Below are 22,237 nucleotides of genomic sequence, written 5' to 3' on the forward strand. Positions count from 1 at the left end.
GTGAGTAATAATTGGTTAACTTGCTGTTTTATAGGTGAAATAATTCGTTGTCCAAATGTGGATCCTTTTTAAATGGTAAATGTGCGGCAACAGAATTACTGTACGCACATTAAGTCTTATAAAATTACTGATAAAAGAATAAGCGGTGGCGCTTTTCAGATGTCAGGTTTCATCCGCAAGGGAGAAGAACATTATGTTGCTTTCTTTATATAAAGCCGTCGTCCGTGAAAAAACACTGACTATCACAATATTTCTTATTGTGTATTGTTTACTGATGATTGGTTTGTCTGTCTCACTGACCGTTTGCAATATTAATTCTTTATCTCATATTAACTGGCTGCTGGGTTTCAGGTGAATAAGCCCTGAGAACTGCCGTATTTCTTCTCCGCTAATAGCTGCATTACCCCTCCCTCAGGCTGTGACACACGGCATTCCCAACCCGCTGGCTCAGAAAATTTGAGTAAAGGTTCGGTAAAAAAAACAAACTTTTATCAAATTATGCCGTTAACCTAAAAACAGTGTTTTATTTTCAGGCGTGATGGAGTTTGCTATGCGAGAGTCCGGTCAGATTTTTGAAGAGGCCTGCAGGATGGTGGGTGAATGTTGTTTGATGCTTGCTCAGAACTGTGAGGAAGTCAGCCGCAGGCGTATTGTTTTTTGTCTCGAACGTGCGCAGGAAGAGGCGTTAGATTTCCACGGTGAGCCGAACTCGGCGCTCCAGCTGGCGATCAAACACATTAAAGGCTTATGAGTCGCTAAACCACGATGTTGCAGCCTCATGCACGTAGTTAACCTGAGGTGATTATGAACAATCCGTCTTTTGCATCCCGCCAGATTGGGGATTTTACTGTAACCGCCCTGAGCGATGGGAACATGGCGGCCAGCCTGGATCTCTTGTCCGGCATTGAGGCGGCAGATGCCGCGCAAATACAACGTGATGCCGGGCTGGCAGAGCCCGGCAATATTCATATCAATTGTTATCTGATCCGCGGGCAGGGGCGCATCATTCTGGTCGATTCCGGCACCGGCGGGCTGAATAATTCCGGCGGAAAGCTCGGTGAAAATCTGCGGTCTGCGGGCGTGGCTCCCGAAAATATCGACACGGTTCTGCTGACGCACGCGCACCCGGACCACATCGGCGGGCTGCTGGACGCGCAGGCGCAACCGGTTTATCCCAATGCAGAAATTCATATTCACCCGCTCGAAGCCGAATACTGGCGCGATGACAGCAAAATGATGCAGGTCGCGGAGCACCGGCAGCGTAATTTCTTGCTGGCGCGCCGGATGCTGACGGCTTACGCGGCGAAGCTGAAGTTTTTTGATGGCGCGGAGATTGTGAAAGGCATTCGTTCCGTCTGGCTGCCCGGTCATACGCCGGGGCACAGCGGATACCGCATCGATTCGGGCGAGCAAAGCCTGCTGATTTGGGGCGACATCGTGCATTTCCCGCATATTCAGTCCGCGCAGCCCGGCGTTTCCATCGCGTTTGATTGCGATCCCGTTCAGGCGGAAAACACCCGTAAAACGATCATGGCGCAGGCCGCCCGGGAAAACCTGCTGGTGGCCGGTATGCATTTCGGCGAACCGGGTTTTGCGCATATTCTGCCGCTGACCTCGCCGGACAATACCGTGGGCTATCATGTGGCTTATCCGAAAAGCTGAAAAATGTTAACCGGTGACGTTGATGCACTCAAAAGCATGATCCACACTCAGTGAAATGTCGGATACCGTGAATCTTCGAACTTTGCGAAACGGACGTCGCTTGCCTGCAGGGGTCTGTGATGCTCAAACAAAACCGCAACGTCAAACTGGATGAGGATATCTGCGTTCATATTTTTACGGCGTCAGCGGCGATGGTTGGCGTCTGCATTACGGTTATCGGGATTTTTCAGGTCATCACGACGTTACGAAAAGAAGGGACGCTGGGCGACGATTTGCTGGCGGTTAACGCCATTTTGTATCTGGCGAGCACCATTCTGTCTTACTGGGCGCTGCGCACGCGTAATGTGCGGCGCAACCACAAGCTGGAAAAAACTGCCGACATACTTTTTCTCGTCGCGCTGACCTTCACCACCGTTGTCGCCGGGGTGATCACCTGGGCGATGACGTTTACCTGATATCCCTCAATGCTTGCGGCTTCAACTCGGAACTGTCCGTAACACACCTCGGGCAGGCTGAGGTGTTCTACCCTTAAGGCTACGTTTTAAGTTTAAGGAGCCGTCATGAGCAGTCACAAAACCCTTCCGCCGTCCCTCAATCAGCCACATGTGGATGCCTATCCGAAGCCCCCTTTTGAAAGGCAGAAACAGCCATTTCCGGGTCTGGCGAGCAAAATGATCCCGGTTCCGGATCACGGTGAAACCTCTTATCAGGGGAGTTCCAGGCTTGAAGGCCGCAAGGCACTGGTGACCGGAGGTGATTCGGGCATTGGCCGCGCTGTCGCGATTGCATTTGCGCGGGAAGGCGCAGATGTCGCGATCAATTATTTGCCGGAAGAAGAACCGGATGCCCGGGAAGTCGTCGATTTACTGCGCAGTGAAGGGCGCAAGATTATTGCAATTCCGGGGGATATCCGTAATGAGCAGTTTTGCCAGAAGCTGGTGAAAGAAGCCGCCGAACAGCTCGGCGGGCTGGATCTTCTGGTGAATAACGCCGGGCGTCAGCAGTTCTGCAACTCGATTAAAGACCTCACAACGGAGGCGTTCGATGCGACGTTTAAAACCAACGTTTACGCGATGTTCTGGATAACCAAAGCGGCGCTGGATTATCTTCCGCGCGGCAGCTCGGTGATCAACACGACCTCGGTTCAGGCATTTTTGCCGAGTGAAAACCTGCTCGACTATTCGCAAACCAAGGCCTCCATCGTGGCGTTTACCAAATCACTCGCCAAACAGTTAGCGCCGGACGGGATCCGTGTGAATGCCGTCGCGCCCGGCCCGTACTGGACAGTCCTGCAAACCTCGGGTGGTCAGCCGCAGGAGAAAGTGGAAAAATTTGGCGAGCAGGCACCGCTGGGGCGCCCCGGCCAGCCTGCGGAAATCGCGGCGCTGTATGTCGCGTTTGCATCGCCGGAAAGCAGCTATTCCTCAGGGCAGGTCTGGTGTTCTGATGGCGGGACGGGAACGCTGTAATTAGCACTAAAGTCATCAGCACTAAAAACTGACCCCGTCACGTTAGCCGTGACGGGGTCTTAAACAAGGGGGGCAGTGAGAGAGATTACAGGGTATAACCGGGTTTTTTCGCCATCTGCTCTAATGCCGGTTTGATGACCGGATCATACACATCGCTTTTCCACGCATCCGGCTGAACTTCTGTGAGCATCACGGAGATGGCTTTGTCCGTTGTTCCCAGATGATTGATCAGCACGGCGGAAAGGTCATCGACCAGTTTCTGCGTCGCTTCTTCTGAAAGTCCGCGCGGGTAAAATTTCAAATCAATATGTGGCATTACGGTGCTCCTGTCGGATTGGCTGAACCATTTCCCGTAAAGCTACCGTAATTCACGTCAGCTCAGCAAACCTAAATGCTCGACCAGAATCGAGGTACCGATGCCAATCAGCACGATACCGCCCAGCACTTCGGCCCATTTACCGATGGCTGCGCCGAGAAAACGGCCAAGCAGCATGCCGGAAGTCGCCATAATGGTGGTAGCCGCGCCAATCGTCAGCGCCATCACCAGAATATTCACTTGCAGGAATGCCAGCCCGACGCCGACGGCCATCGCATCCAGGCTGGTTGCGATCGCGGTGGTCACCAGCAGCCAGAAACCGTGACGGCGCGGCGCTTCAACCTCTTCGGCCTTATCTTTTTTGAAGGCTTCGGAAATCATACGAATACCCAGAACCAGCAGCAGGGTAAACGCCACCCAGTGATCCCAGCTCATAATAAACTGGCTGGCCGCCAGCCCGATTGCCCAGCCGATCACCGGCGTAATGGCTTCAATCACGCCAAAAATTAATCCGGTACGCAGTGCCTCTTTCAGCGGGGGACGGTGCAACGCAGCACCTTTGCCGATAGCCGCCGCGAAGGCATCCATAGACATACCAAAAGCCAGAATGAGGATAGTATAAAGTTGCATAAAAACGGACCGGTCAGGCCTTTGGTGACAAAAAGGCGGGTTATCATCAGAAGCGCGCAGTCTGCCACAAAAAACAAAATAAAAAAACCATAATATTCAACTAGTTATAGTATTGGTTAAGAATGTTAGCCTTGGCTATATTTGTATGAAAAGGCTTCATTTGGCCTGAAATTCATCCACTGAGAGATAAAAAAGCCTGTAATCCTAATCCGTTAGGTTCTGAAGGGAGTATTCAGTAATTCTCAGCGGGTGAGGCGCAGCCTGCGGGCGGCTGAGCCGGAAATCAAAAATAACCGGCTTACCTATCATTACGCGATGACCCGTTAAACTTTACGTGATGCCGGCCCCGTGGCTTCTTCGGAAAAACGTGCGGTGATGGCGTCGCGTTCGTAGCCCTGATGCTCGGTCAGAATGGAATACAATTCAGGGCGTCGGCCGTAGATCCAGCGGCGGCCGGAACTCAGGGGGATCAGCGTTAAATCCAGTTCGGCGCTGACCATGGCGTCGGCGGCAACCCAGGTTTCGCTGATGATCCGGCCATAAGGGTCGAGGATCATCGCGTTGCCGGTGCGGACTTCATCCGCATCTGCGCCCACGCCGTTGCTGAATAAAATGAACAATCCGTTATCGTGCGCGCGCGATGGCAGCCAGCGCAGGATCCATCCGCGGCCACTTTCCCCTTTAAACGCGGCGGTGATTTCTTCCTTTCTTTCCGCACGCTGTTCCCACAATTCCAGCGGAATGGGTTTCATGCCGTGCGGGCTGCGCGAATGGGTGCCGCCGGTCTGATGCGGTGCCAGCAGGATATCCGCGCCAAGCAGCGTGGTCGCGCGTACGTTTTCCACCAGATTATTGTCCCAGCAAATCAGGATCCCCACCTTCACGCCCCACGGCGTATCAAATACGGTAAAACCGTCGCCGCAGCTGAATGCAGGATGCTCAAACGCGTGCAGTTTGCGATGCGCGTGATAAGAACCGTCCGGCATGCAGGCTACGTAGGTGTTATAAATCCGGCCATCTGCCGCGCGTTCGATAAGACCTGCGCCAATCAGCATCTGATTTTTCGCCGCCAGCGCCCTGATCAGTGCCAGCGACGGGCTGGTTTCAACCGGTTCAGCCAGCGCATTCACTTCTTCCGCCGACAACCCCGGCACGTGCCAGTAACCGGTGATGCACATTTCCGGGAAGGCCAGGATCTTCACGCCCTGCGCAGCAGCCTGTTCAATGTATTTCTCCATAATCAACAGGTTGTAAGCCTTATTACTGGCCTGATGCTGAAACTGAACCACTGCCGTTTTTATCGATTTGACTGACGTTACTTCGCTCATCGCCGTTCTCCGCAAAGGGTCACAAAGGGTGACTTTCACTGGCATTACAGCAATCCGGTTGATAACTTTATAATGAATTGTTTTTCATTTTTGATAACCAAACGGAATGCAAAATATGAATACGCGACTGCTCAGGGCGTTCGTGGTGCTGGCTGAAAAAGGAAATTACGCGCTTGCAGCAGAGGCGCTGGCGATATCACAACCTGCGCTCACCAAACAGATCAATCTGCTGGAATCCCGGGTGAACCTGATGCTGTTTACGCGTGGCCGCCACGGCACCGCGCTGACGGCGGGCGGGCAGCGGCTGTTGCCGGAAGCAAAAAAAGTCGTCGCGCAGGCCGGGCTGTTTTTGCATCACGCGGAACAGGTGGCGAAAGGGCGCGAGGGTTTTCTGGCGGCAGGCTTCGGGCTGTCCAGTTTTTATTTTGCGCCGCAATGCATTGCGCAGTTCCGGGCGCAGTTTCCCGGCGTCGATATTACGCTGGAAGATTTGCCCTCGGCACAGCAATACGAAATGCTGCAAAGCGGGGCGTTGCAGGTCGGGTTTGTCCGCGTGCCACCGGCAAAACCGCTCAGTTATCACAGCCTGTTTGACGATAATCTGGTGCTGGTCACGCCGGAGAATAACGGTCTGAGCATCGAAGACTGGCTGCAAAAATTCCCGTTGCTGCGTTTGTACCCGGCGCGCGGCGGCGGCCTGAATACGCAGACGACGCTGTTCCTGCACGACCAGCACATTTTCCCGGCCTCCACGCAGCAGGTGGAAGATATTCAGACCATTGTCGCGCTGATTATTGCCGGTACCGGCGTGGCGCTGTTGCCGCAAAGCGTGGTGCATATCGCGCCGCCGGGGCTGAATATTGTGCCGCTTCCGGGTGGGGCAACCCGCTGGCAGGTGGGGATCGCCTGGGATCCGCGCTATGACGATTCTGTCCGCGATAATTTTATTGCGATCGCAAAAGGCTTTGTGCGTTAAATGTTTCTTTTATGTAAAGAAAATGAGGGTTGTTGAGGCGTTGAACATGTGGCAGCAGCTATACTCTGAAAATGGGATAACAAAGGTTGTCCTGAGACATCGCGAAGCCACTTATGACACATATAAAAAAGAAATCATCGCTGCTTACTGTGACTGTGGCCTGTATTGGTGTCGTCTATGGCGACATCGGTACCAGCCCGTTGTATACCCTGCGGGAGTGCCTGACCGGCCAGGCGGGCATTACCCTGACACAAAGTTCTCTGTTCGGCTTTCTGTCACTGATCTTCTGGCTGCTGATGCTGGTCGTTTCGGTCAAATACATCAGTTTTGTGATGCGCGCAGACAACGACGGCGAAGGGGGGATTCTCACCCTGATGTCGCTGGCTGTGCGCAATCTGAGCCCGCGATGGGTGCCACTTATCATGTTTCTCGGGCTGGTGGGCGGCAGTTTCTTCTACGGCGACGGCGTCATTACCCCGGCGATTTCGGTGCTTTCCGCCATTGAAGGGCTGGAAATCATCGAGCCTTCTCTCGACCGTTTTATCATCCCTTTTTCCATTGCCGTTCTGACGTTGCTGTTTTTCATTCAGAAAAATGGCACCGGCAGCGTCGGGAAGATCTTTGCGCCGGTGATGGTGCTGTGGTTTGTCACGATTGGCGTGCTGGGCATAAGTGGGATCCTGCGTAATCCGCAGGTTTTGCAGGCGCTGAACCCTTACTGGGCGGTGCATTTCTTTGCGGAATACAAAACCGTTTCATTTTTCGCGCTCGGCATGGTGGTGCTGTCCGTGACCGGCGGGGAAGCGTTGTACGCTGACATGGGACATTTCGGTAAAAAGCCGATCCGTATCGCGTGGTTTATTCTGGTCGGGCCGTCGCTGGTGATGAACTATTTCGGGCAGGGCGCGCTGTTGCTCAGCAAACCTGATGCCATCCAGAATCCGTTTTTCCTGCTGGCACCGGGCTGGGCGCTGATCCCGCTGCTGATACTGGCGACGCTGGCGACGGTGATTGCCTCGCAGGCGGTGATTTCGGGCGTGTTCTCCCTGACGCGGCAGGCCGTGCGGATGGGGTATCTGCCGCCGATGCGCATCATTTATACCTCGGATGAAGAGTCGGGGCAGATCTATATTCCGGTCGTCAACTGGCTGCTCTATTTCGCGGTGCTGATTGCCATTCTCAGCTTCAAACACTCCAGCAATCTGGCGTCGGCATACGGCATTGTGGTGACCGGTACGATGGTCATTACTTCACTGCTGATTGGCATTGTGATGGTCAAAAACTGGGGCTGGAAAAGCTGGGTGGGCGGCCTGATGATGGCGGTCATGCTGCTGATTGATGTGCCGCTGTTTGCCGCGAATCTGGTCAAACTGTTCTCCGGCGGCTGGCTGCCGGTGGTTATCGGCCTGACGATTTTGCTGATCATGCTGACCTGGAAAACCGAACGTAACCGCCTGCTGAGGCGTTTGCGTCAGGATCCGGAAGCGCTCGAAGCGCTGATCGTGTCACTGGAAAAATCGCCGCCGAAACGCGTACCGGGCACCGCCGTGGTGATGTCGCGCGGGCAATATGAAGTGCCGCTGGTGCTGCTGCATAATCTCAAACATAACAAGATATTGCATGAACGCGTGATATTGCTGACGGTTGCGACGGAAGACGTGCCTTACGTGCATAACGTCCGGCGTGTGACGATTGAGCAGCTTTCACCGTCGTTCTGGCGGGTGATTGCCAGTTATGGCTGGCGGGAAAAACCCAACGTCACTGATATTTTGTACCGCTGCGGGCTGGAAGGGCTGAAGTGTACGATGAATGAAACGTCGTTCTTTATGTCGCGGGATACGTTTGTGCTGGGCGATCCGCGTCCGTGGTATCTCAAAGCGCGGGGGAAACTGTTCCAGGTGTTACAACGTAACTCCCTGCGTGCGCCGGAACATTACCATATTCCGCCAAACCGTGTGATTGAGCTGGGTGCGGTGGTGAAATTCTGAAAGCAAACGGCCCGTTTCCGGGGATGAAATCCGGAAACGGGCCGTTCAGAAAGCAGAACGGTTTAGCTCTGCGGATCCTGAAGTTCGGTGATGTTAGCGGCCTGAGGCGATGACGTTGTGGTGTCCGTCTGCGACTGCAACGTGGTGACAGGCACAGACTGCGTCGTGGTCTGCGTGGCCGGTGTCGTCGTGGTTTCAGTCTGTGTTGTGGCAGCCGGAGTTGTAGTTGCCGCAGCCGGTGTCGAAGTGGTTTCGGTTTTGGTCGTCGTCGCCGGTGCTGTGGTGGCTGGCGTTGATGATGTAGCCGTCGTGGCTGCTGCCGGTGCTGGAGTTTCTGCTGGCGTAGTGGCTGATGCCGCTGGCGTTGTGGTTTGCGCCTGAACGTCCGTTGCCGGAGCTTCAATTTGCGTTGGCAGGGCCGGGATCGGTTCTAACGGCACCGATTCTGACTTAGGTTTCGGGACCGGCGTTGTCGCGCGAACCAGGAATGTCGGCTTGAGATTCGCAACGGAATAGGTCACATGGCTGATGTCGTTACGTGACGTTGTCACATCGACAGGCGCAATAGTCACGCGCCCGATCAGTGAACGGGCATAACCGCCGACCTGATGTTTCCCTTCCGGAAGCTGCACTTCCACGCTTTCGCCAAGCCCCAGCGCACCGGCATCTTTGCCATCAATGGTGACGTAAATCTGGGTGCCATCGTCGGTTTTGGTCGGAACGTGTGTCACGGTCAGGCGCGTGGAACCGAGATCGAACGCCGGTTTTTCAGCGGTTTTGGTGTTTGCGCATCCTGTGAGTGCGAAAACGGCCGCAACGGCGGCCAGGGTGAAACGATAACTCATAGTGCGACGTCTTCCTTTAAGGGATTTTTGTGATCTGCGTACCAATATACCCGATCTCAGGATTGAGATGAATGTCGCGGCGGGGAACTCGGAGGATTCTTCTTATCAGTCTGTCACCCTCACCAAACTTTCGGTTGAAGCGCTTCGTCAATTTGTGTATTTTTATGCAAATTATCTGCATAAAATAACAAACTCACAGGAGTGTCCATGTTCAAGTCTTTAGTTCTCACCGGGTGCCTGCTTTCTTCCTTAATCACTTCAGCCTACGCGGCGCAGACCACTTACGTGGTCGGTTCCGGCGGCACGTACCGCCCTTTCGAATATGAAAACAGCCAGAAACAGCTGGAAGGTTTTGATATCGACATCATCAAAGCTATCGCGAAAGCGGAAGATTTTGACATCAAACTGGTCAATACGCCGTGGGAAGGGATTTTCGCCACCCTGAATTCCGGTGATCGTGACATCATTATTTCCGGCATCACCATTACCGACAAACGTAAAGCGATGGTCGATTTCTCTGCGCCGTATTTCCCGGCAGAACAGTCCATCGTGGTGCCTGCGGATTCTAAAGTGGATTCCGTTGCTGCGCTGAAAGGCCTGAAAGTCGGTGTGGTGAATTCCAGCACCGGCGACATCGTGGTATCTGACGCACTGGGCAAAAACAGCACGGACATCAAACGTTTTGATAACACGCCGCTGATGTTGCAGGAACTGGCGGAAGACGGCATTGGCGCAGCGGTCGGCGACGTCGGCGTGGTGAAGTACTACATCAAATCCCATCCTGAAAAAGCCCTGAAACTGGTGCCGGACAGCAAGTTCGAACGTCAGTATTTCGGCATTGCTGTCGCCAAGGACAACACGGAACTGTTGGGTAAAATCAACGCCGGTCTGAAGAAAATCGTGGCTGATGGCACCTACGCAAAAATCTACGAAACCTGGTTTGATAAGAACGTGCCAACGCTGCCAGCGCAATAAATCCCCCAGAAAAATATTGGTATGCAGGGGCGTGAAAACGCCCCTGAACAAGGACAGGTATGACCGGATTTCGCTGGGAGATAATCTCAGAATATGCGCCGCTGTTTGTGCAGGGCGCGCTGATGACCATCAAATGCACCATCATTTGCGTCATTTTAGGCACCACCTGGGGCCTGCTGCTTGGCCTCGGACGCATGGCCCGCGCCGACGACGGCCCGTGGAAATACGTTCTGCGCTTCGCCGTGCAATGGCCGGTGCGCATTTACGTCAGTGCATTTCGCGGCACGCCGCTGTTTGTGCAAATCATGGTGGTCCACTTCGCGCTGGTTCCGCTGTTCATCAACCCGCGTGACGGAATTTTAGTCACCAACGGCCTGATGTCTTCCGATTTCGCCCGTGCGTTACGCTCCGATTACGGCGCGTTTTTATCCTGCGTCGTCGCGATTACCCTGAACGCGGGCGCTTACGTTTCCGAGATTTTCCGTGCCGGGATCCAGTCGATCGATAACGGCCAGATGGAAGCGTCGCGTGCATTAGGGATGGGCTGGGGTAAAACGATGCGCAAAGTGATTTTGCCGCAGGCGTTTCGTCGCATTCTGCCGCCGCTGGGCAATAACGCGATTGCGATTGTGAAAGATTCTTCGCTGGCGTCAGCCATCGGCCTGGCCGATCTGGCTTACGCGGCGCGAACTGTTTCCGGCGCTTACGCCACCTACTGGGAACCCTACCTGACGATTTCGCTGGTGTACTGGGTTCTGACTTTCCTGCTCTCGTTACTCGTTCAACACATGGAAAAGAGGTTCGGCAAAAGTGATTCACGTTAAGGATTTACAGAAACAGTTCGGTGAAACCCACGTTTTGCGCGGCATCTCGTGTGATATCGCAGAGAAAGAAGTGGTGTGCGTCATCGGCCCGTCCGGTTCGGGGAAAAGTACCTTCCTGCGCTGCCTGAACGCGCTGGAAAAACCGAACGACGGCGAAGTGGTGGTGAACGGTTTCGCGGTTCATGACCCGAAAACTAATCTGAATACGCTGCGTTCCGGCGTCGGAATGGTGTTCCAGCGCTTTAATCTGTTTCCGCACATGACGGTGCTGGAAAACCTGATTATGGCGCCGATGTCGCTGAAAGGGTTATCGAAAGCCGACGCGGTTTCACGTGCTGAGAAGCTGCTGCAAAAAGTCGGGCTGATCGACAAAATCGATGCCTGGCCTTCCAGCCTTTCCGGCGGTCAGCAGCAGCGTGTGGCGATCGCCCGCGCGCTGGCGATGGAACCTTCGATCATTTTGTTCGACGAACCGACATCTGCGCTCGACCCCGAGCTGGTCGGCGAAGTGCTGGCCGTCATGAAACAGCTGGCGCTTGAAGGTATGACGATGGTGATCGTGACCCACGAAATGGGCTTTGCCCGCGAAGTGGCCGACCGCGTAGTATTTATCGATCAGGGCGTGATCCAGGAAGAAGGGCCGCCGGCGCAGCTTTTCACCGCCCCGACCAATCCGCGTACCCGCGAGTTCTTGAGTAAGGTGTTGTAATCCGTCATCCGGAGGTGATTTGCCTCCGGATACTTCCTCCCTCCAGATACTTTCCATCTCCAGACACGTCCCGCCTTCTGAGTTTTACCGGGCAAAAGTCCGCGCCCTGATTTTGTGCTAAATTACCCTCAAATTCCCCGCATCCCGAGGCACCATGATTACCCCGCAAAACCGTACAACCCGCGAAATGAAGATCAATAACGTGGTGCTGGTCACTCAGGCGTTGAAATCTCTGGGCTCGGCGACCAAAGCGGAAGTGGCGGCGCAAACGGGGCTGAGTATTGCGACCTGCGGCGCGGTGCTTAATGAATTACGTCTGACGCGGGAAGTGCTGGCGCTTGAGCTGGAAGAATCCCGCGGCGGGCGGCCTGCGCAGCGTTACGCCTATAACCCCGATTATTTCTCCGTGCTGAGTCTCTATGCGCAGGGCAGCGATGAGGCGGCGCAGATTATCTGGTCGGTGAATTCGGCCACGGGCGTGAGCCTGGCGCAGGGCGAAGTGCGCTTTCTGACGCTCAGCCTGGAGACGTTTTATCAGCAAATTGCCGGGTTGCTGGCGGATTATCCGAACATTAAAGCCCTCGGTATCGGCCTGCCGGGCGTGGTGGTGAAAGGGCACGTGGCGACCTGCGATATCAGCGTGTTCGCCGGTGTGGATGTCGAACAACAGCTGCGCGAAAAATTCGGTATTTACGTGCAGGCCGATAACGACATGAACTACACCGCCTATGGTTTTTACCGCAGCAGCTGTGCGGGAGAAACCGCGCCGGTGGCCTACATTTTCAAGCCTGACGTGCCTTGCCTCGGCTGCGGAATGGTCATCAACGGGCAGGTGTTGCAGGGCGCCAGTCAGTTTGCGGGCGAGGTGTCGAACCTGCCGTTTAAAGATCTCGATAAGCTGCCTGTGGCGGAAGAAATGGCCAAGATCATTGTCTCGCTCAGCGCCATTATCAATCCGGCGACAATTGCGCTCTCCGGCCCGAAAATCTGCGATGCGCTGATCCCCGAACTGACCCAACGCTGTCAGGAGCACATTCCCGCGCAGCATATGCCCGCGCTGATTTATCGCCCGTCGATGCGGCAGGACTATCTGCAAGGCATCACTGAACTCACGCTGAATAACTACAACCTGCATATCGCTTTCGGAAACTAATCGCGCCTCAGGCGTTGACTTTGCATTGCCCGGATCAATATACTGCGCACTTATTAAAAGTCTTTTAATAACTATCCAATACGGCACAGGAGCGCACTTTGTCACTGTCACCTGAATTAGAGAAACCCGCTGAGTGGGTCGGCGCACCGGGCCGCCGTGTCGCTACGCGGATGATATTTTTTGTAACCGGCATGGCGATGGGGTTGTGGGGTGCGCTGGTGCCCTACGCACAGCTGCGAACGCATTCCGAAGCCGGTGCGCTCGGTATGCTGCTGTTGTGTCTCGGCGCAGGATCGTTGTTATCGATGCTCGGCTCCGGCCGGATCATCGGCCGTTTCGGTTGCCGCGCGGTGATCCTCGCCGCCGTGGTGATGTATTGTCTGATGATGCCGCTGCTGGCGACATTCAGCGATATCCGGCTGATGGCGCTGAGTCTGTTCATTTTCGGCATGGGCATCGGCCTGGCGGACGTGGCGGTCAATGTGCAGGGCACGATGGTTGAACAGGCCGCAGATAAACCGCTGATGTCCGGTTTTCACTGTCTGTGGAGCGTCGGCGGGATTGCGGGCGCGGGTGGCGGTGCGCTGCTGCTCAGCGCCGGTATCACGCCGGCGGGCAGCACATTTTTCGCCATCGTGCTGGTGATTTTGGGGACGGCATTTTCGTGGCGCAGCTTGCTGCCGTTCGGGGCGCACGAGGAAAGCTCGCACGAAGGTAAAGCCAAAGCACGGCCTAATTTCCGACTGATCCTGATGGCGGTTATGGCGATGATTTGCTTTATGGCTGAAGGCGCAGTGCTCGACTGGGGCGGCGTTTTCCTGACCCGGGAGCGCGGGCTGGCGCTTGAACATGCGGGATGGGGATTTGCGGTGTTTGCCATCGCGATGTCCGTGATGCGTCTGACCGGCGACGCGATTGTCAGCGCGCTGGGACGTAAACGCGTTCTGGTGATGGGCGGAATTCTCGGGATTGCCGGTTATCTGATGGTGATCCTGCTGCCGGGCTGGTTCCTGCCGATTTGCGGATTTGCGCTGGTCGGGATTGGCGCGGCGAACATTGCGCCGGTGTTGATCACGCTGGCCGGTCAGGAAAAAGTGATGCCGGTGAACATGTCAGTGGCGTTTGTCGCCACACTCGGGTATCTCGGAATTTTGGGTGGCCCGGCGCTGATTGGTTTTGTCGCGCACCTGTCAAGTTTGTACGTGGCGTTTTCCGCCGTCGCTGCCGCATTCCTGATCGTGACGTTCGGCGCGTACAAATTAAAATATCAGGCTGATTAATAAAAGTTTATAACTGAGTGGCATCTTGCCAGCTGGTGTGCAGAACCCCGCCAGCCTTTTTTTGTTTATGATGATTGTTTTAAATCCGACCCTGTAAGGAGCTGTAATGGCCGTAAAACTTATTGCCGTCGACATGGATGGCACTTTCCTGGATCAAAACGGTGAATATAACAAAGCCCGTTTTCGCGGGCAGTATGCGCAAATGCTGGAGCGCGGTATCAAGTTTGTCGTCGCCAGCGGTAACCAGTATTACCAGCTGAAATCCTTCTTTGATGACATTGATGAAGGGATCGCTTATGTGGCGGAAGGCGGCGGTTACGTCGTCGATAAAAAGCAGGAAATCTACTGCGGCAAGCTTGAACCTGAACAGGTCACGCTGGTGCTGGACTGGATCAGCCGCACGCCGGGGATCAACACGATTGTCTGCGGCAGGCTGGGTGCATATGTGCTGGAAGGCACGCCCGAAGCGTTTATCAGCCGGATGCGCCGTTATTATCATCGTCTGACCAAAGTGCAAAGTTATGCAGAAATCAGCGATACGATTTTCAAGTTCGCGCTGAGCTACGTGGAAGACGACGTTTACCCGCTGATGGGGGAAATCACAGAGCAGCTCGGCGGGATTGTTGCGCCGGTGACCAGCGGACACGGATCCGTTGACCTGATTATCGCCGGGAATCATAAAGCCAGCGGGCTGCGCAAAATCCAGCAGATTTACGGCATCCGAGATGATGAAGTGCTGGCGTTCGGTGACAGCGGTAATGATCTGGAAATGCTGAGTTACGCGGGCTACGGTTTTGCGATGGAGAATGCGTCCGCACCGGCAAAAGCCGCAGCGAAATACCGCGCGCCTTCACATGAAAAAGAGGGCGTGCTCGAGGTGATTGACGATGTATTCAATGCGCGTCCGCCGTTCGCATGACTGACGCGAACCGGGGCTAAATCCGGTTAAAACGAAAAGGCTGCCGCAGATTACGGCAGCCTTTTTTATTGTTTGTGTTATGGCTTAGCGTTTACTGAACATAATCAGGCGGAATGCCATTGTCGCCCGGCTGAGACGGGTAGTAATCCGGCGGCACCGGGCTTTGCGGCGCAGAGTCCTGACGGTCGCTGTAGCTGGCGTCTACCGGCACTTTGTTGCCTTTGGCGTACATGCACTGGGTGTAAACCGTATCGTACTGATCCTGCAAATCGCCGCTGCTGGCACCGGCACTGTTATTGCCCATCGCGCTGCCAATTAACAGCCCGCTGCCTGCGCCAATCAGCGCGCCCGCACCGGCCTGATGTGACGCCGCGCCAAGCAGCGCACCGGCTGCGGCACCCACCGCCGTGCCTGCTGCCGCGGTATTCACCGCAGTATTATTGGCCGTTTGCGCACCGCCGTTCACACTGCCGTAGGCCGCATTCCGGCAGGACATTTCATCCCTCTGAAACTGCTGATAATCCTTTCCCGTACCCGGTAAAACCATCACGTCCGGACGGGTCGGGGGAGATACGCAGCCAGAGAGCGCTGCGGCCAGGGCAATAACCGCCAGCGGAGTAAACCTGTTCATGACATTATCGCCTGTTAACGTGGAGCGGAATCACCGACGACGACCTTCATCCAGCCGCGCGCACAGCGTGGAACTTGCGGGTAATATCCCGCCGGATTCTGGCAGTAGTAAGCATAATTAGGGGTTTTCTCGACGTAAGTCTGCGGTTGCGCAGGCGCAACATAGACAACCGGCGGTGGCCCGTAATACACCGGCGGCGGCGGGCCCCAGGGAATACCGACAACAACACGCGGTCCGCCATACCAGCCGCGGCCGTAATATCCATGACCATAGCCGTGACCATAATAGCCATGACCGTAATACCCATAGGCGAACGACGCAGAGCTGGCTGACATCAGCGCGCCAGCGGTAAGCATCAACAACAACAGCCTTTTCATAACCACCTCGAAGCACATTGACCGGATGCACGGAGCGGCAAAAATGACACCACTCCTGAGGCTAAAGATACGCTTGCGTGGTGTAAAAGGTTGGCGGGAGAACTGGGGGAATGTGACAAGAGTTTGGGTGTAATTGTGTATAAAGAATTCAGGGAGATACGTTTGTTGACGAACGGCCCGCCGCCTTGCGCAGACGGGCCAGAAAGTCACTTTTTCGCGCTGATTTCCTGGCTTGCGGTAAAGCGCCGGAAAGCGGCCAGCGTTTCGTCGCTGACGTGATGTTCCACACCTTCCGCATCAAGGCGTGCCGTTTCTGCGCTGATGCCCAACGCGATGAAAAAGGCTTCTACGACGTTATGACGTTCGCGGTTTTCCGCCGCCAGTTTCTCACCTTCCGGCGTGAGGAAAGTGCCGCGATATGGCAGCTGATGAACCAGCCCGGCGTTCGCCAGACGTTTCAGCGTTTTCGCCACCGTCGGCTGCGAAACGCCCAGACGTGCAGCCAGATCGACCTGTCTTGCTTCACCAAATTCATGAATTAAGTCTGAAATCAGCTCAACGTAATCGTCCATTAATTCCCGGCGATGCGCCTCGCGCACCTGTAAAAAACCCTGAGCGTGTTCTTCCACATCCAGTAATGGATTTATTTTTTTATCTTTCACTACGCCTGCCTCTTTCTTGCTCAACGGTTTTCCACCGCAGCCGCGCTCACCGCAGCAATCCGTGCATTGTAAACCAAGTGCACACATCTACCAATTTCTGAAAACTTTGCCTTGGCTATGGAGTATAGCCTGTGCTATACCTGAATAATAAACCGCCGATTGTTGTGGTGTTTCACAGGAGAACGTTGATGGGAAATGGACAGAGCCTCTTAAAATTATTCAGTTATTCACCGTTTCGTTTGCGTCTGATGCTGATCGGTATGATTGTTGCGCTGATCACCGGAAATGCGACGGCGGCAGAGAAAGACAAAAAAAAGTTCAAAGTGGTGACGACCTTCACGGTGATCCAGGACATCGCGCAGAACGTCGCCGGTGATGCGGCGACCGTAGAGTCGATCACCAAGCCGGGCGCGGAGATCCACGATTATCAGCCGACGCCGCGCGATATCGTCAAAACGCAGTCTGCGGACCTGATTCTGTGGAACGGTTTTAACCTCGAACGCTGGTTCGGGCGCTTCTTTGCCAATATCAAAGATGTGCCGTCGGCGACTGTCACGGACGGCATTACGCCAATGCCAATTCAGGAAGGGCCGTATCTCGGTAACCCGAATCCGCACGCCTGGATGTCCGCGAAAAACGCACTGGTCTACGTCGAGAATATTCGCGCCGCGCTGGTGAAATACGATCCTGAAAACGCCGCGACCTATGACCGTAATGCCAAAGATTATTCGCAGAAAATTATGCAGCTTGATGCGCCGCTGCGCGAACGTCTGGCGAAAATCCCGGCCGGTCAGCGCTGGCTGGTGACCAGTGAGGGCGCATTCAGTTATCTGGCGAAAGATTACGATCTCAAAGAAGCGTATCTGTGGCCGATCAACGCCGAAGAACAGGGCACGCCGCAGCAGGTGAAAAAGCTGATTGATCTGGTGCGTCAGCAAAATATCCCGGTAGTTTTCAGCGAAAGTACGATTTCGGATAAACCGGCGAAACAGGTCAGCAAGGAAACCGGCGCGAAATACGGCGGCGTGTTGTATGTCGATTCGCTGTCCGCTGCTGACGGCCCGGTGCCCACGTATATTGATTTGCTGAAAGTGACGGTTGGCACGATTGCGCAAGGGTTCGGGCAATGAATGAATCGCGGCTTCACCTCAGGGTTGATGATGTCACCGTGACCTACAACAACGGTCACACCGCCATTGAAGACGCGAGTTTTACGCTGCACGGCGGCTCGATTTGCGCGCTGCTGGGCGTTAACGGCAGCGGTAAGTCCACGTTATTCAAAACCATTATGGGCATTATCCGGCCGACGCACGGCAGCGTGACGCTGGATGGCCTGAACGTCGCTAAAGCGCTGAAGCAGAATCTGATCGCTTACGTGCCGCAGTCGGAAGAAGTGGACTGGAATTTTCCGGTACTGGTGCGTGACGTGGTGATGATGGGGCGTTACGGCAAAATGTCGTTTCTGCGTATTCCCTCGCAGGAAGATAAAAATCAGGTTGCGTCGGCGCTGGCGCGTGTCGGGCTGACCGATCTGGCGCATCGTCAGATTGGTGAGCTGTCCGGCGGCCAGAAAAAACGTGTTTTTCTCGCGCGTGCGCTGGCTCAGCAGGGGCGCGTACTGCTGCTTGATGAGCCTTTTACCGGCGTGGACATCAAAACGGAAAACGCCATTATCGAACTTCTGCGCCAGCTGCGTGAGGAAGGGCATCTGATTCTGGTGTCCACGCACAATATCGCCAGCGTGCCGGATTTCTGCGATCGCGTGGTGCTTATCAACCGGACGGTGATGGCCGCCGGTGAGCTGGAAGCCACGTTTACGCACCAGAATCTGGAAAATACCTTTGGCGGCGCACTGCGTAATATCGGCTATTTTTTGCATAAAGAGAGCATGCAGAAAGAGGGGATGCATAAAGAGAGCATTCCGGAGACAGCGGTAAGGCGGGTGGTATGACCGAACTGCTGCTTGAGCCGTTTCAGTATAATTACATGGTCAAAGCCATCTGGGTCAGTGCGGGCGTGGGCGCGGTGTGCGCGTTTTTGTCGGCGTATCTGATGCTCAAAGGCTGGTCGCTGATGGGTGATGCTTTATCCCATTCGGTCGTTCCGGGCGTGGCGGGCGCATATGCGCTTGGTTTTCCGTATGCCGTCGGTGCTTTCGGCACCGGCATTCTGGCCGCGCTTTCCATGACGCTGTTGCGCCATTTCACCAAACTGCGTGAAGACGCGATTATTGGCTTCGTTTTCTCCACGTTCTTCGCACTCGGCCTGCTGCTGGTGTCGCTTAACCCGACGTCGGTCAACGTCCAGTCGATCCTGTTCGGCAATATTTTAGGCATCGATGACGCGGATATTTTGCAGGTGCAAATCATCGTCGGCGTTTCGCTGGTGGTGCTGTGCGTTATCTGGCGGGATCTGCTGGCGGTGTTCTTTGATGAAGCGCACGCCGTGTCGGTCGGGCTTTCTCCGCTGAAGCTGAAAATCATTTTCTTCACCATTTTCAGCGCGTGCAGCGTGGCCGCTTTGCAAACCGTCGGCGCGATTTTGGTGATCGCGATGGTGATTACCCCCGGCGCCACGGCGTATCTGCTCTCTGACCGCTTCTCACATTTGCTGATTATTTCGGTGATTATTGGCGCGGTCACCAGTGCAGTTGGGGCGTGGCTGAGTTACTACCTGGATGGCGCGACCGGTGGCGTTATCGTCTGCCTGCAAACCGTCGTCTTCCTGCTGGCGTTTCTGTTTGCGCCGAAACACGGCTGGCTGGTTAATCACTTCCGGATCCGCAGGAGCCGCGCATGATGGGCTGGCTGGATGTTTTGCTTGAGCCGATGGGCTTCGAATTTATGCAGCGCGCGCTGCTGACCGCGGCGGCGACCAGTATCGTCTGCGCGATTTTTTCCTGTTTTCTGGTGCTGAAAGGCTGGTCGCTGATGGGCGACGCCATTTCTCACGCCGTTTTACCGGGCGTGGTGCTGGCCTATCTGGCGGGTATTCCGCTGGCCATCGGGGCGTTTGGTTCCGGGCTTTTCTGCGCCGTCGCCACCGGTTTTATTAAAGAGCATTGCCGGGTAAAAGAAGATTCGGTGATGGGCATTGTGTTTTCCGGGATGTTCGCCGCCGGGCTGGTGCTTTTCTCGCGGGTGAACACCGAGCAGCATCTCAGCCATATTTTGTTTGGCAACGTGCTCGGTGTAACGGACAGCGAAATGCTGCAAACGCTGATTATCGCAGCAGTGGTGACGCTGGCTATCCTGTTCAGATTTAAGGATTTGGTACTGTTTTGCTTTGACCCGGTTCAGGCCAAAGTCATCGGGTTACCGGTTCGTTTTTACCACTACGCGTTGCTGTGCATGCTGGCGATGACCATTGTTGCGGCGCTTCAGGCGGTCGGCGTGGTGCTGGTGGTGGCGATGCTGATCACGCCGGGTATTACCGCATTTCTGCTGTGTAAAACATTGCCGAAAATGGTGATGATTGCAGTGACGGTGTCACTTTCTGCGGCGGTGTCAGGCACGTTTATCAGCTTTTATATTGATGCCGCGACGGGGCCGACAATTGTGCTGATTCAGGCGCTGTTTTTCCTGCTGGCGCTGACGGCTAATTTACTGCGAAAATCCATAAAACCGCGCCAGTCCGCACCGATTGCGTAGTGCTGGCCGGGCTGATTTGCCATGCTGTTTTCTGACATTTTTGCTGAGAGATTCTGATGACCCCACAATTTGCGCCCGTCGAACTGGAAAAAGCCTACCGCCTGATCAACCACGGAACCACCGCGCTGGTATCCGCCCATCACGCGGGTGTGGACAACGTGATGTCAGCGTCCTGGGTGTGCGGGCTGGATTTCAAACCAGCAAAACTGACGGTGGTGATCGATAAAATCGCCCGTACCCGCGAGCTGATTGAGCAAAGTGGTTATTTCGTGATTCAGGTGCCAACGGTGGCGCAATTGCAGATGACGTACGATCTGGGCAACAGAACGCTGCGTAACGATCCGGATAAATTGCAGCACTGCGGCGCAGAGCTGTTTCGTATGGAAGGGCACGGCGACCTGCCGTTTGTCGCCGGTTGTTCCGCGTGGCTGGCGTGCAAGCTGATCCCAGAGCCGCACAACCAACAGGCGCATGATCTGTTTATCGGCGAAATTGTCGGTGCCTGGGCGGATACCCGCGTATTCAGCAACGGTCACTGGCATTTCGAAGACGCCGAACCGTCCCTGCGCAGCTTGCATTACATCGCTGGCGGCCAGTTCTATGCCACCGGCGAAGCCCTGAACGCCAATACCGACCTGGACTGATCAGGTCGCGTTAAACGTAAAAATCCCCTGTCACGGAAATTCGTGCAGGGGATTTTTTTGCTTATGCGCTCAGTTCACGCAACAGCAGGAAAGCCTGTCTGGTGTGTTCCTCGCTGGCGATAAACGCCCGCAGCTGATTCTGGTCATCCCGGCCTTTCGCCATCATGCCCTGACTGTTCAGGGTAATGTCCCAGTTCAGGTCGGTGCGTGTGGTTTCACCGGCGAAGAACAGCGGTAAATCCGGCGTTTTGACCTTCACCAGCATGGCGGGAAGATTCAGCGTTTCTGCGCCGCCCAGCAGGTTTTTCGCCAGCGTCATTGCGCCAATCTGCGCCGGTTGCAGGAAAGGCAGAATTCGCCCTTCAATTTCGGCGCAGTCGCCAAGCGCGTAAATGGCCGGATCCGACGTTTGTAACTGACCGTTGACCACGATGCCGCGCTGCGTGTGCAAACCGGCGTCTGCGGCGAGGGCGGTTTCCGGTTTCAGGCCGATGGCGGCGATCACGGCGTCAGCACGGATTATCAGGCCATTTTTCAGCGAAACGCTCAGACCCTCCGCCGTTTTAGCCACCGATTCCAGTTCGTTATTTAACGCCAGCTGAATGCCCATCTGGCTGAATTTATGCTGTAACCGGCTGCTGATTTCTGCTGGCATCACCGAGCCCAGCAGGCTGTGGGAACGGTCAACTACCGTGACCTGTTTTCCGGCGCGCTGTAAATCCATCGCCAGTTCGCTGCCAATCAGGCCGCCGCCCAGTACCACAATCTGTTTCGCCGACTGCAAAGCGTCCTGATTCTGCCGGTACTCATTCTGGCTGTTAAACGTGAAAATCCATTCGCTGCCCGGCAGCGCAGGCAATATCGCCTGCGCGCCGGTCGCCAGCACCAGTTTCCCATACTCAAAAAACCGGTCGCCGCACACCACGCGTTTATTCCTGCGATCGACAGCCGTGACCCGCGTGTTTGAAACTACCGTGAGGTTGTTTTCTGCGGCAAACTGCGCCGCACTCTGGCGCGTCAGGTCATCCGCGCCTTGTTTCTGCGTGAAGACATGGCTCAGATCCGGTTTGTTGTAATCGTCTGCGCTGTCTGCCGCGATCAGCGTGACCGGTACCTGTTTGTCGGCGCGGCGGATGTTTTTTATCAGCTGGCGCGCGGCAAATCCGGCGCCAATAATCACAATGTTGTGTTCCATCTGG

The 22,237-nt window shown here is 55.1% G+C and carries 25 protein-coding genes; 17 read left to right on the forward strand and 8 right to left on the reverse strand.

Annotated features, from left to right (window positions below):
• Window positions 1-550: 550 nt before the first annotated feature.
• The 4 genes from IV433_RS05370 (at window position 551) to IV433_RS05385 (ending at window position 3,131) form a co-directional block, all read left to right on the forward strand.
• On the forward strand, window positions 551-751 hold the full coding sequence (locus IV433_RS05370) for a hypothetical protein (protein ID WP_104925015.1): 201 nt from the start codon (window positions 551-553) through the stop codon (window positions 749-751).
• Window positions 752-804: 53 nt separating this feature from the next.
• The gene (locus IV433_RS05375; protein WP_195813340.1) at window positions 805-1,662 is read left to right on the forward strand and encodes an MBL fold metallo-hydrolase; all 858 of its coding nucleotides are present in this window, start codon (window positions 805-807) and stop codon (window positions 1,660-1,662) included.
• 119 nt (window positions 1,663-1,781) lie between these two features.
• Window positions 1,782-2,117, forward strand: coding sequence for a hypothetical protein (locus tag IV433_RS05380; RefSeq protein ID WP_195813341.1), 336 nt, complete (start codon window positions 1,782-1,784; stop codon window positions 2,115-2,117).
• A gap of 105 nt (window positions 2,118-2,222) precedes the next feature.
• The gene (locus IV433_RS05385; RefSeq protein ID WP_195813342.1) at window positions 2,223-3,131 is read left to right on the forward strand and encodes an SDR family oxidoreductase; all 909 of its coding nucleotides are present in this window, start codon (window positions 2,223-2,225) and stop codon (window positions 3,129-3,131) included.
• Window positions 3,132-3,216: 85 nt separating this feature from the next.
• On the opposite strand, the gene pptA is transcribed toward IV433_RS05385, so the two are convergent.
• The 3 genes from pptA to IV433_RS05400 all read right to left on the reverse strand — a co-directional run bounded on the left by pptA (window position 3,217) and on the right by IV433_RS05400 (window position 5,405).
• Complete coding sequence (gene pptA, locus IV433_RS05390) at window positions 3,217-3,447, reverse strand: tautomerase PptA (RefSeq protein WP_104925012.1); 231 nt, start codon at window positions 3,445-3,447, stop codon at window positions 3,217-3,219.
• Window positions 3,448-3,504: 57 nt separating this feature from the next.
• Window positions 3,505-4,077, reverse strand: coding sequence for a manganese efflux pump MntP (gene mntP / locus IV433_RS05395; RefSeq protein ID WP_152323844.1), 573 nt, complete (start codon window positions 4,075-4,077; stop codon window positions 3,505-3,507).
• 323 nt (window positions 4,078-4,400) lie between these two features.
• Complete coding sequence (locus tag IV433_RS05400; RefSeq protein ID WP_195813343.1) at window positions 4,401-5,405, reverse strand: nitrilase family protein; 1,005 nt, start codon at window positions 5,403-5,405, stop codon at window positions 4,401-4,403.
• A 115-nt stretch (window positions 5,406-5,520) separates the two neighbouring features.
• Between IV433_RS05400 and IV433_RS05405 the strand changes: the two genes are divergently transcribed.
• Both IV433_RS05405 and kup read left to right on the forward strand, forming a co-directional pair.
• Window positions 5,521-6,381 (forward strand): LysR family transcriptional regulator, encoded by an 861-nt coding sequence (locus IV433_RS05405; protein ID WP_195813344.1) that lies wholly within the window; start codon window positions 5,521-5,523, stop codon window positions 6,379-6,381.
• A 113-nt stretch (window positions 6,382-6,494) separates the two neighbouring features.
• Window positions 6,495-8,369, forward strand: coding sequence for a low affinity potassium transporter Kup (kup, locus tag IV433_RS05410; RefSeq protein WP_195813345.1), 1,875 nt, complete (start codon window positions 6,495-6,497; stop codon window positions 8,367-8,369).
• A 62-nt stretch (window positions 8,370-8,431) separates the two neighbouring features.
• Here kup and IV433_RS05415 read toward each other — a convergent pair whose 3' ends face one another.
• Window positions 8,432-9,214 carry a hypothetical protein gene (locus IV433_RS05415; RefSeq protein ID WP_229893224.1) on the reverse strand — a complete coding sequence of 261 codons (783 nt, stop codon included), beginning with the start codon at window positions 9,212-9,214 and terminating at the stop codon, window positions 8,432-8,434.
• A gap of 207 nt (window positions 9,215-9,421) precedes the next feature.
• Here IV433_RS05415 and IV433_RS05420 point away from each other — a divergent pair, with 207 nt between their 5' ends.
• The 6 genes from IV433_RS05420 to IV433_RS05445 all read left to right on the forward strand — a co-directional run bounded on the left by IV433_RS05420 (window position 9,422) and on the right by IV433_RS05445 (window position 15,074).
• Window positions 9,422-10,189, forward strand: coding sequence for a basic amino acid ABC transporter substrate-binding protein (locus tag IV433_RS05420; RefSeq protein WP_165060300.1), 768 nt, complete (start codon window positions 9,422-9,424; stop codon window positions 10,187-10,189).
• Window positions 10,190-10,248: 59 nt separating this feature from the next.
• A complete protein-coding gene (locus tag IV433_RS05425) occupies window positions 10,249-11,013 on the forward strand; it encodes an amino acid ABC transporter permease (protein WP_195813346.1) in 765 nt (254 codons plus the stop codon).
• Entirely contained in the window at window positions 11,000-11,722 is a 723-nt protein-coding gene (locus tag IV433_RS05430) for an amino acid ABC transporter ATP-binding protein (protein WP_195813347.1), read from the forward strand. Before IV433_RS05425 ends, IV433_RS05430 begins: the two co-directional genes overlap by 14 nt.
• Before the next feature lie 154 nt (window positions 11,723-11,876).
• Window positions 11,877-12,875: an ROK family protein gene (locus tag IV433_RS05435; protein ID WP_195813348.1), complete on the forward strand. Its 999-nt coding sequence runs from the start codon at window positions 11,877-11,879 to the stop codon at window positions 12,873-12,875.
• A 98-nt stretch (window positions 12,876-12,973) separates the two neighbouring features.
• Window positions 12,974-14,155 carry an MFS transporter gene (locus IV433_RS05440; protein WP_370530241.1) on the forward strand — a complete coding sequence of 394 codons (1,182 nt, stop codon included), beginning with the start codon at window positions 12,974-12,976 and terminating at the stop codon, window positions 14,153-14,155.
• Between the two features lie 106 nt (window positions 14,156-14,261).
• On the forward strand, window positions 14,262-15,074 hold the full coding sequence (locus IV433_RS05445) for a Cof-type HAD-IIB family hydrolase (RefSeq protein ID WP_195813349.1): 813 nt from the start codon (window positions 14,262-14,264) through the stop codon (window positions 15,072-15,074).
• 91 nt (window positions 15,075-15,165) lie between these two features.
• On the opposite strand, the gene IV433_RS05450 is transcribed toward IV433_RS05445, so the two are convergent.
• From IV433_RS05450 to mntR, 3 genes are all read right to left on the reverse strand, one after another.
• Window positions 15,166-15,705, reverse strand: coding sequence for a glycine zipper family protein (locus tag IV433_RS05450; RefSeq protein ID WP_195813350.1), 540 nt, complete (start codon window positions 15,703-15,705; stop codon window positions 15,166-15,168).
• A gap of 14 nt (window positions 15,706-15,719) precedes the next feature.
• On the reverse strand, window positions 15,720-16,082 hold the full coding sequence (locus IV433_RS05455) for a hypothetical protein (protein ID WP_195813351.1): 363 nt from the start codon (window positions 16,080-16,082) through the stop codon (window positions 15,720-15,722).
• A gap of 206 nt (window positions 16,083-16,288) precedes the next feature.
• The gene (mntR, locus tag IV433_RS05460; RefSeq protein ID WP_152323961.1) at window positions 16,289-16,744 is read right to left on the reverse strand and encodes a manganese-binding transcriptional regulator MntR; all 456 of its coding nucleotides are present in this window, start codon (window positions 16,742-16,744) and stop codon (window positions 16,289-16,291) included.
• Window positions 16,745-16,932: 188 nt separating this feature from the next.
• Between mntR and IV433_RS05465 the strand changes: the two genes are divergently transcribed.
• From IV433_RS05465 to IV433_RS05485, 5 genes are read left to right on the forward strand one after another with little or no spacing between them, the layout of a single operon-like run.
• Window positions 16,933-17,874, forward strand: coding sequence for a metal ABC transporter substrate-binding protein (locus IV433_RS05465; RefSeq protein ID WP_152323854.1), 942 nt, complete (start codon window positions 16,933-16,935; stop codon window positions 17,872-17,874).
• Window positions 17,871-18,695, forward strand: coding sequence for a metal ABC transporter ATP-binding protein (locus IV433_RS05470; protein ID WP_195813352.1), 825 nt, complete (start codon window positions 17,871-17,873; stop codon window positions 18,693-18,695). Before IV433_RS05465 ends, IV433_RS05470 begins: the two co-directional genes overlap by 4 nt.
• Window positions 18,692-19,543 carry a metal ABC transporter permease gene (locus IV433_RS05475; protein WP_195813353.1) on the forward strand — a complete coding sequence of 284 codons (852 nt, stop codon included), beginning with the start codon at window positions 18,692-18,694 and terminating at the stop codon, window positions 19,541-19,543. The genes IV433_RS05470 and IV433_RS05475 overlap by 4 nt, the downstream gene beginning before the upstream one ends.
• A complete protein-coding gene (locus IV433_RS05480) occupies window positions 19,543-20,394 on the forward strand; it encodes a metal ABC transporter permease (protein ID WP_370530247.1) in 852 nt (283 codons plus the stop codon). The genes IV433_RS05475 and IV433_RS05480 overlap by 1 nt, the downstream gene beginning before the upstream one ends.
• Window positions 20,395-20,450: 56 nt before the next feature.
• Complete coding sequence (locus IV433_RS05485) at window positions 20,451-21,038, forward strand: flavin reductase family protein (RefSeq protein ID WP_195813355.1); 588 nt, start codon at window positions 20,451-20,453, stop codon at window positions 21,036-21,038.
• 61 nt (window positions 21,039-21,099) lie between these two features.
• On the opposite strand, the gene norW is transcribed toward IV433_RS05485, so the two are convergent.
• Window positions 21,100-22,233, reverse strand: coding sequence for an NADH:flavorubredoxin reductase NorW (norW, locus tag IV433_RS05490; RefSeq protein WP_195813356.1), 1,134 nt, complete (start codon window positions 22,231-22,233; stop codon window positions 21,100-21,102).
• Window positions 22,234-22,237 lie beyond the last annotated feature (4 nt).

This window comes from Rahnella laticis (assembly GCF_015644585.1).
In the GTDB taxonomy this organism is placed as follows: Bacteria; Pseudomonadota; Gammaproteobacteria; order Enterobacterales; family Enterobacteriaceae; genus Rahnella; species Rahnella laticis.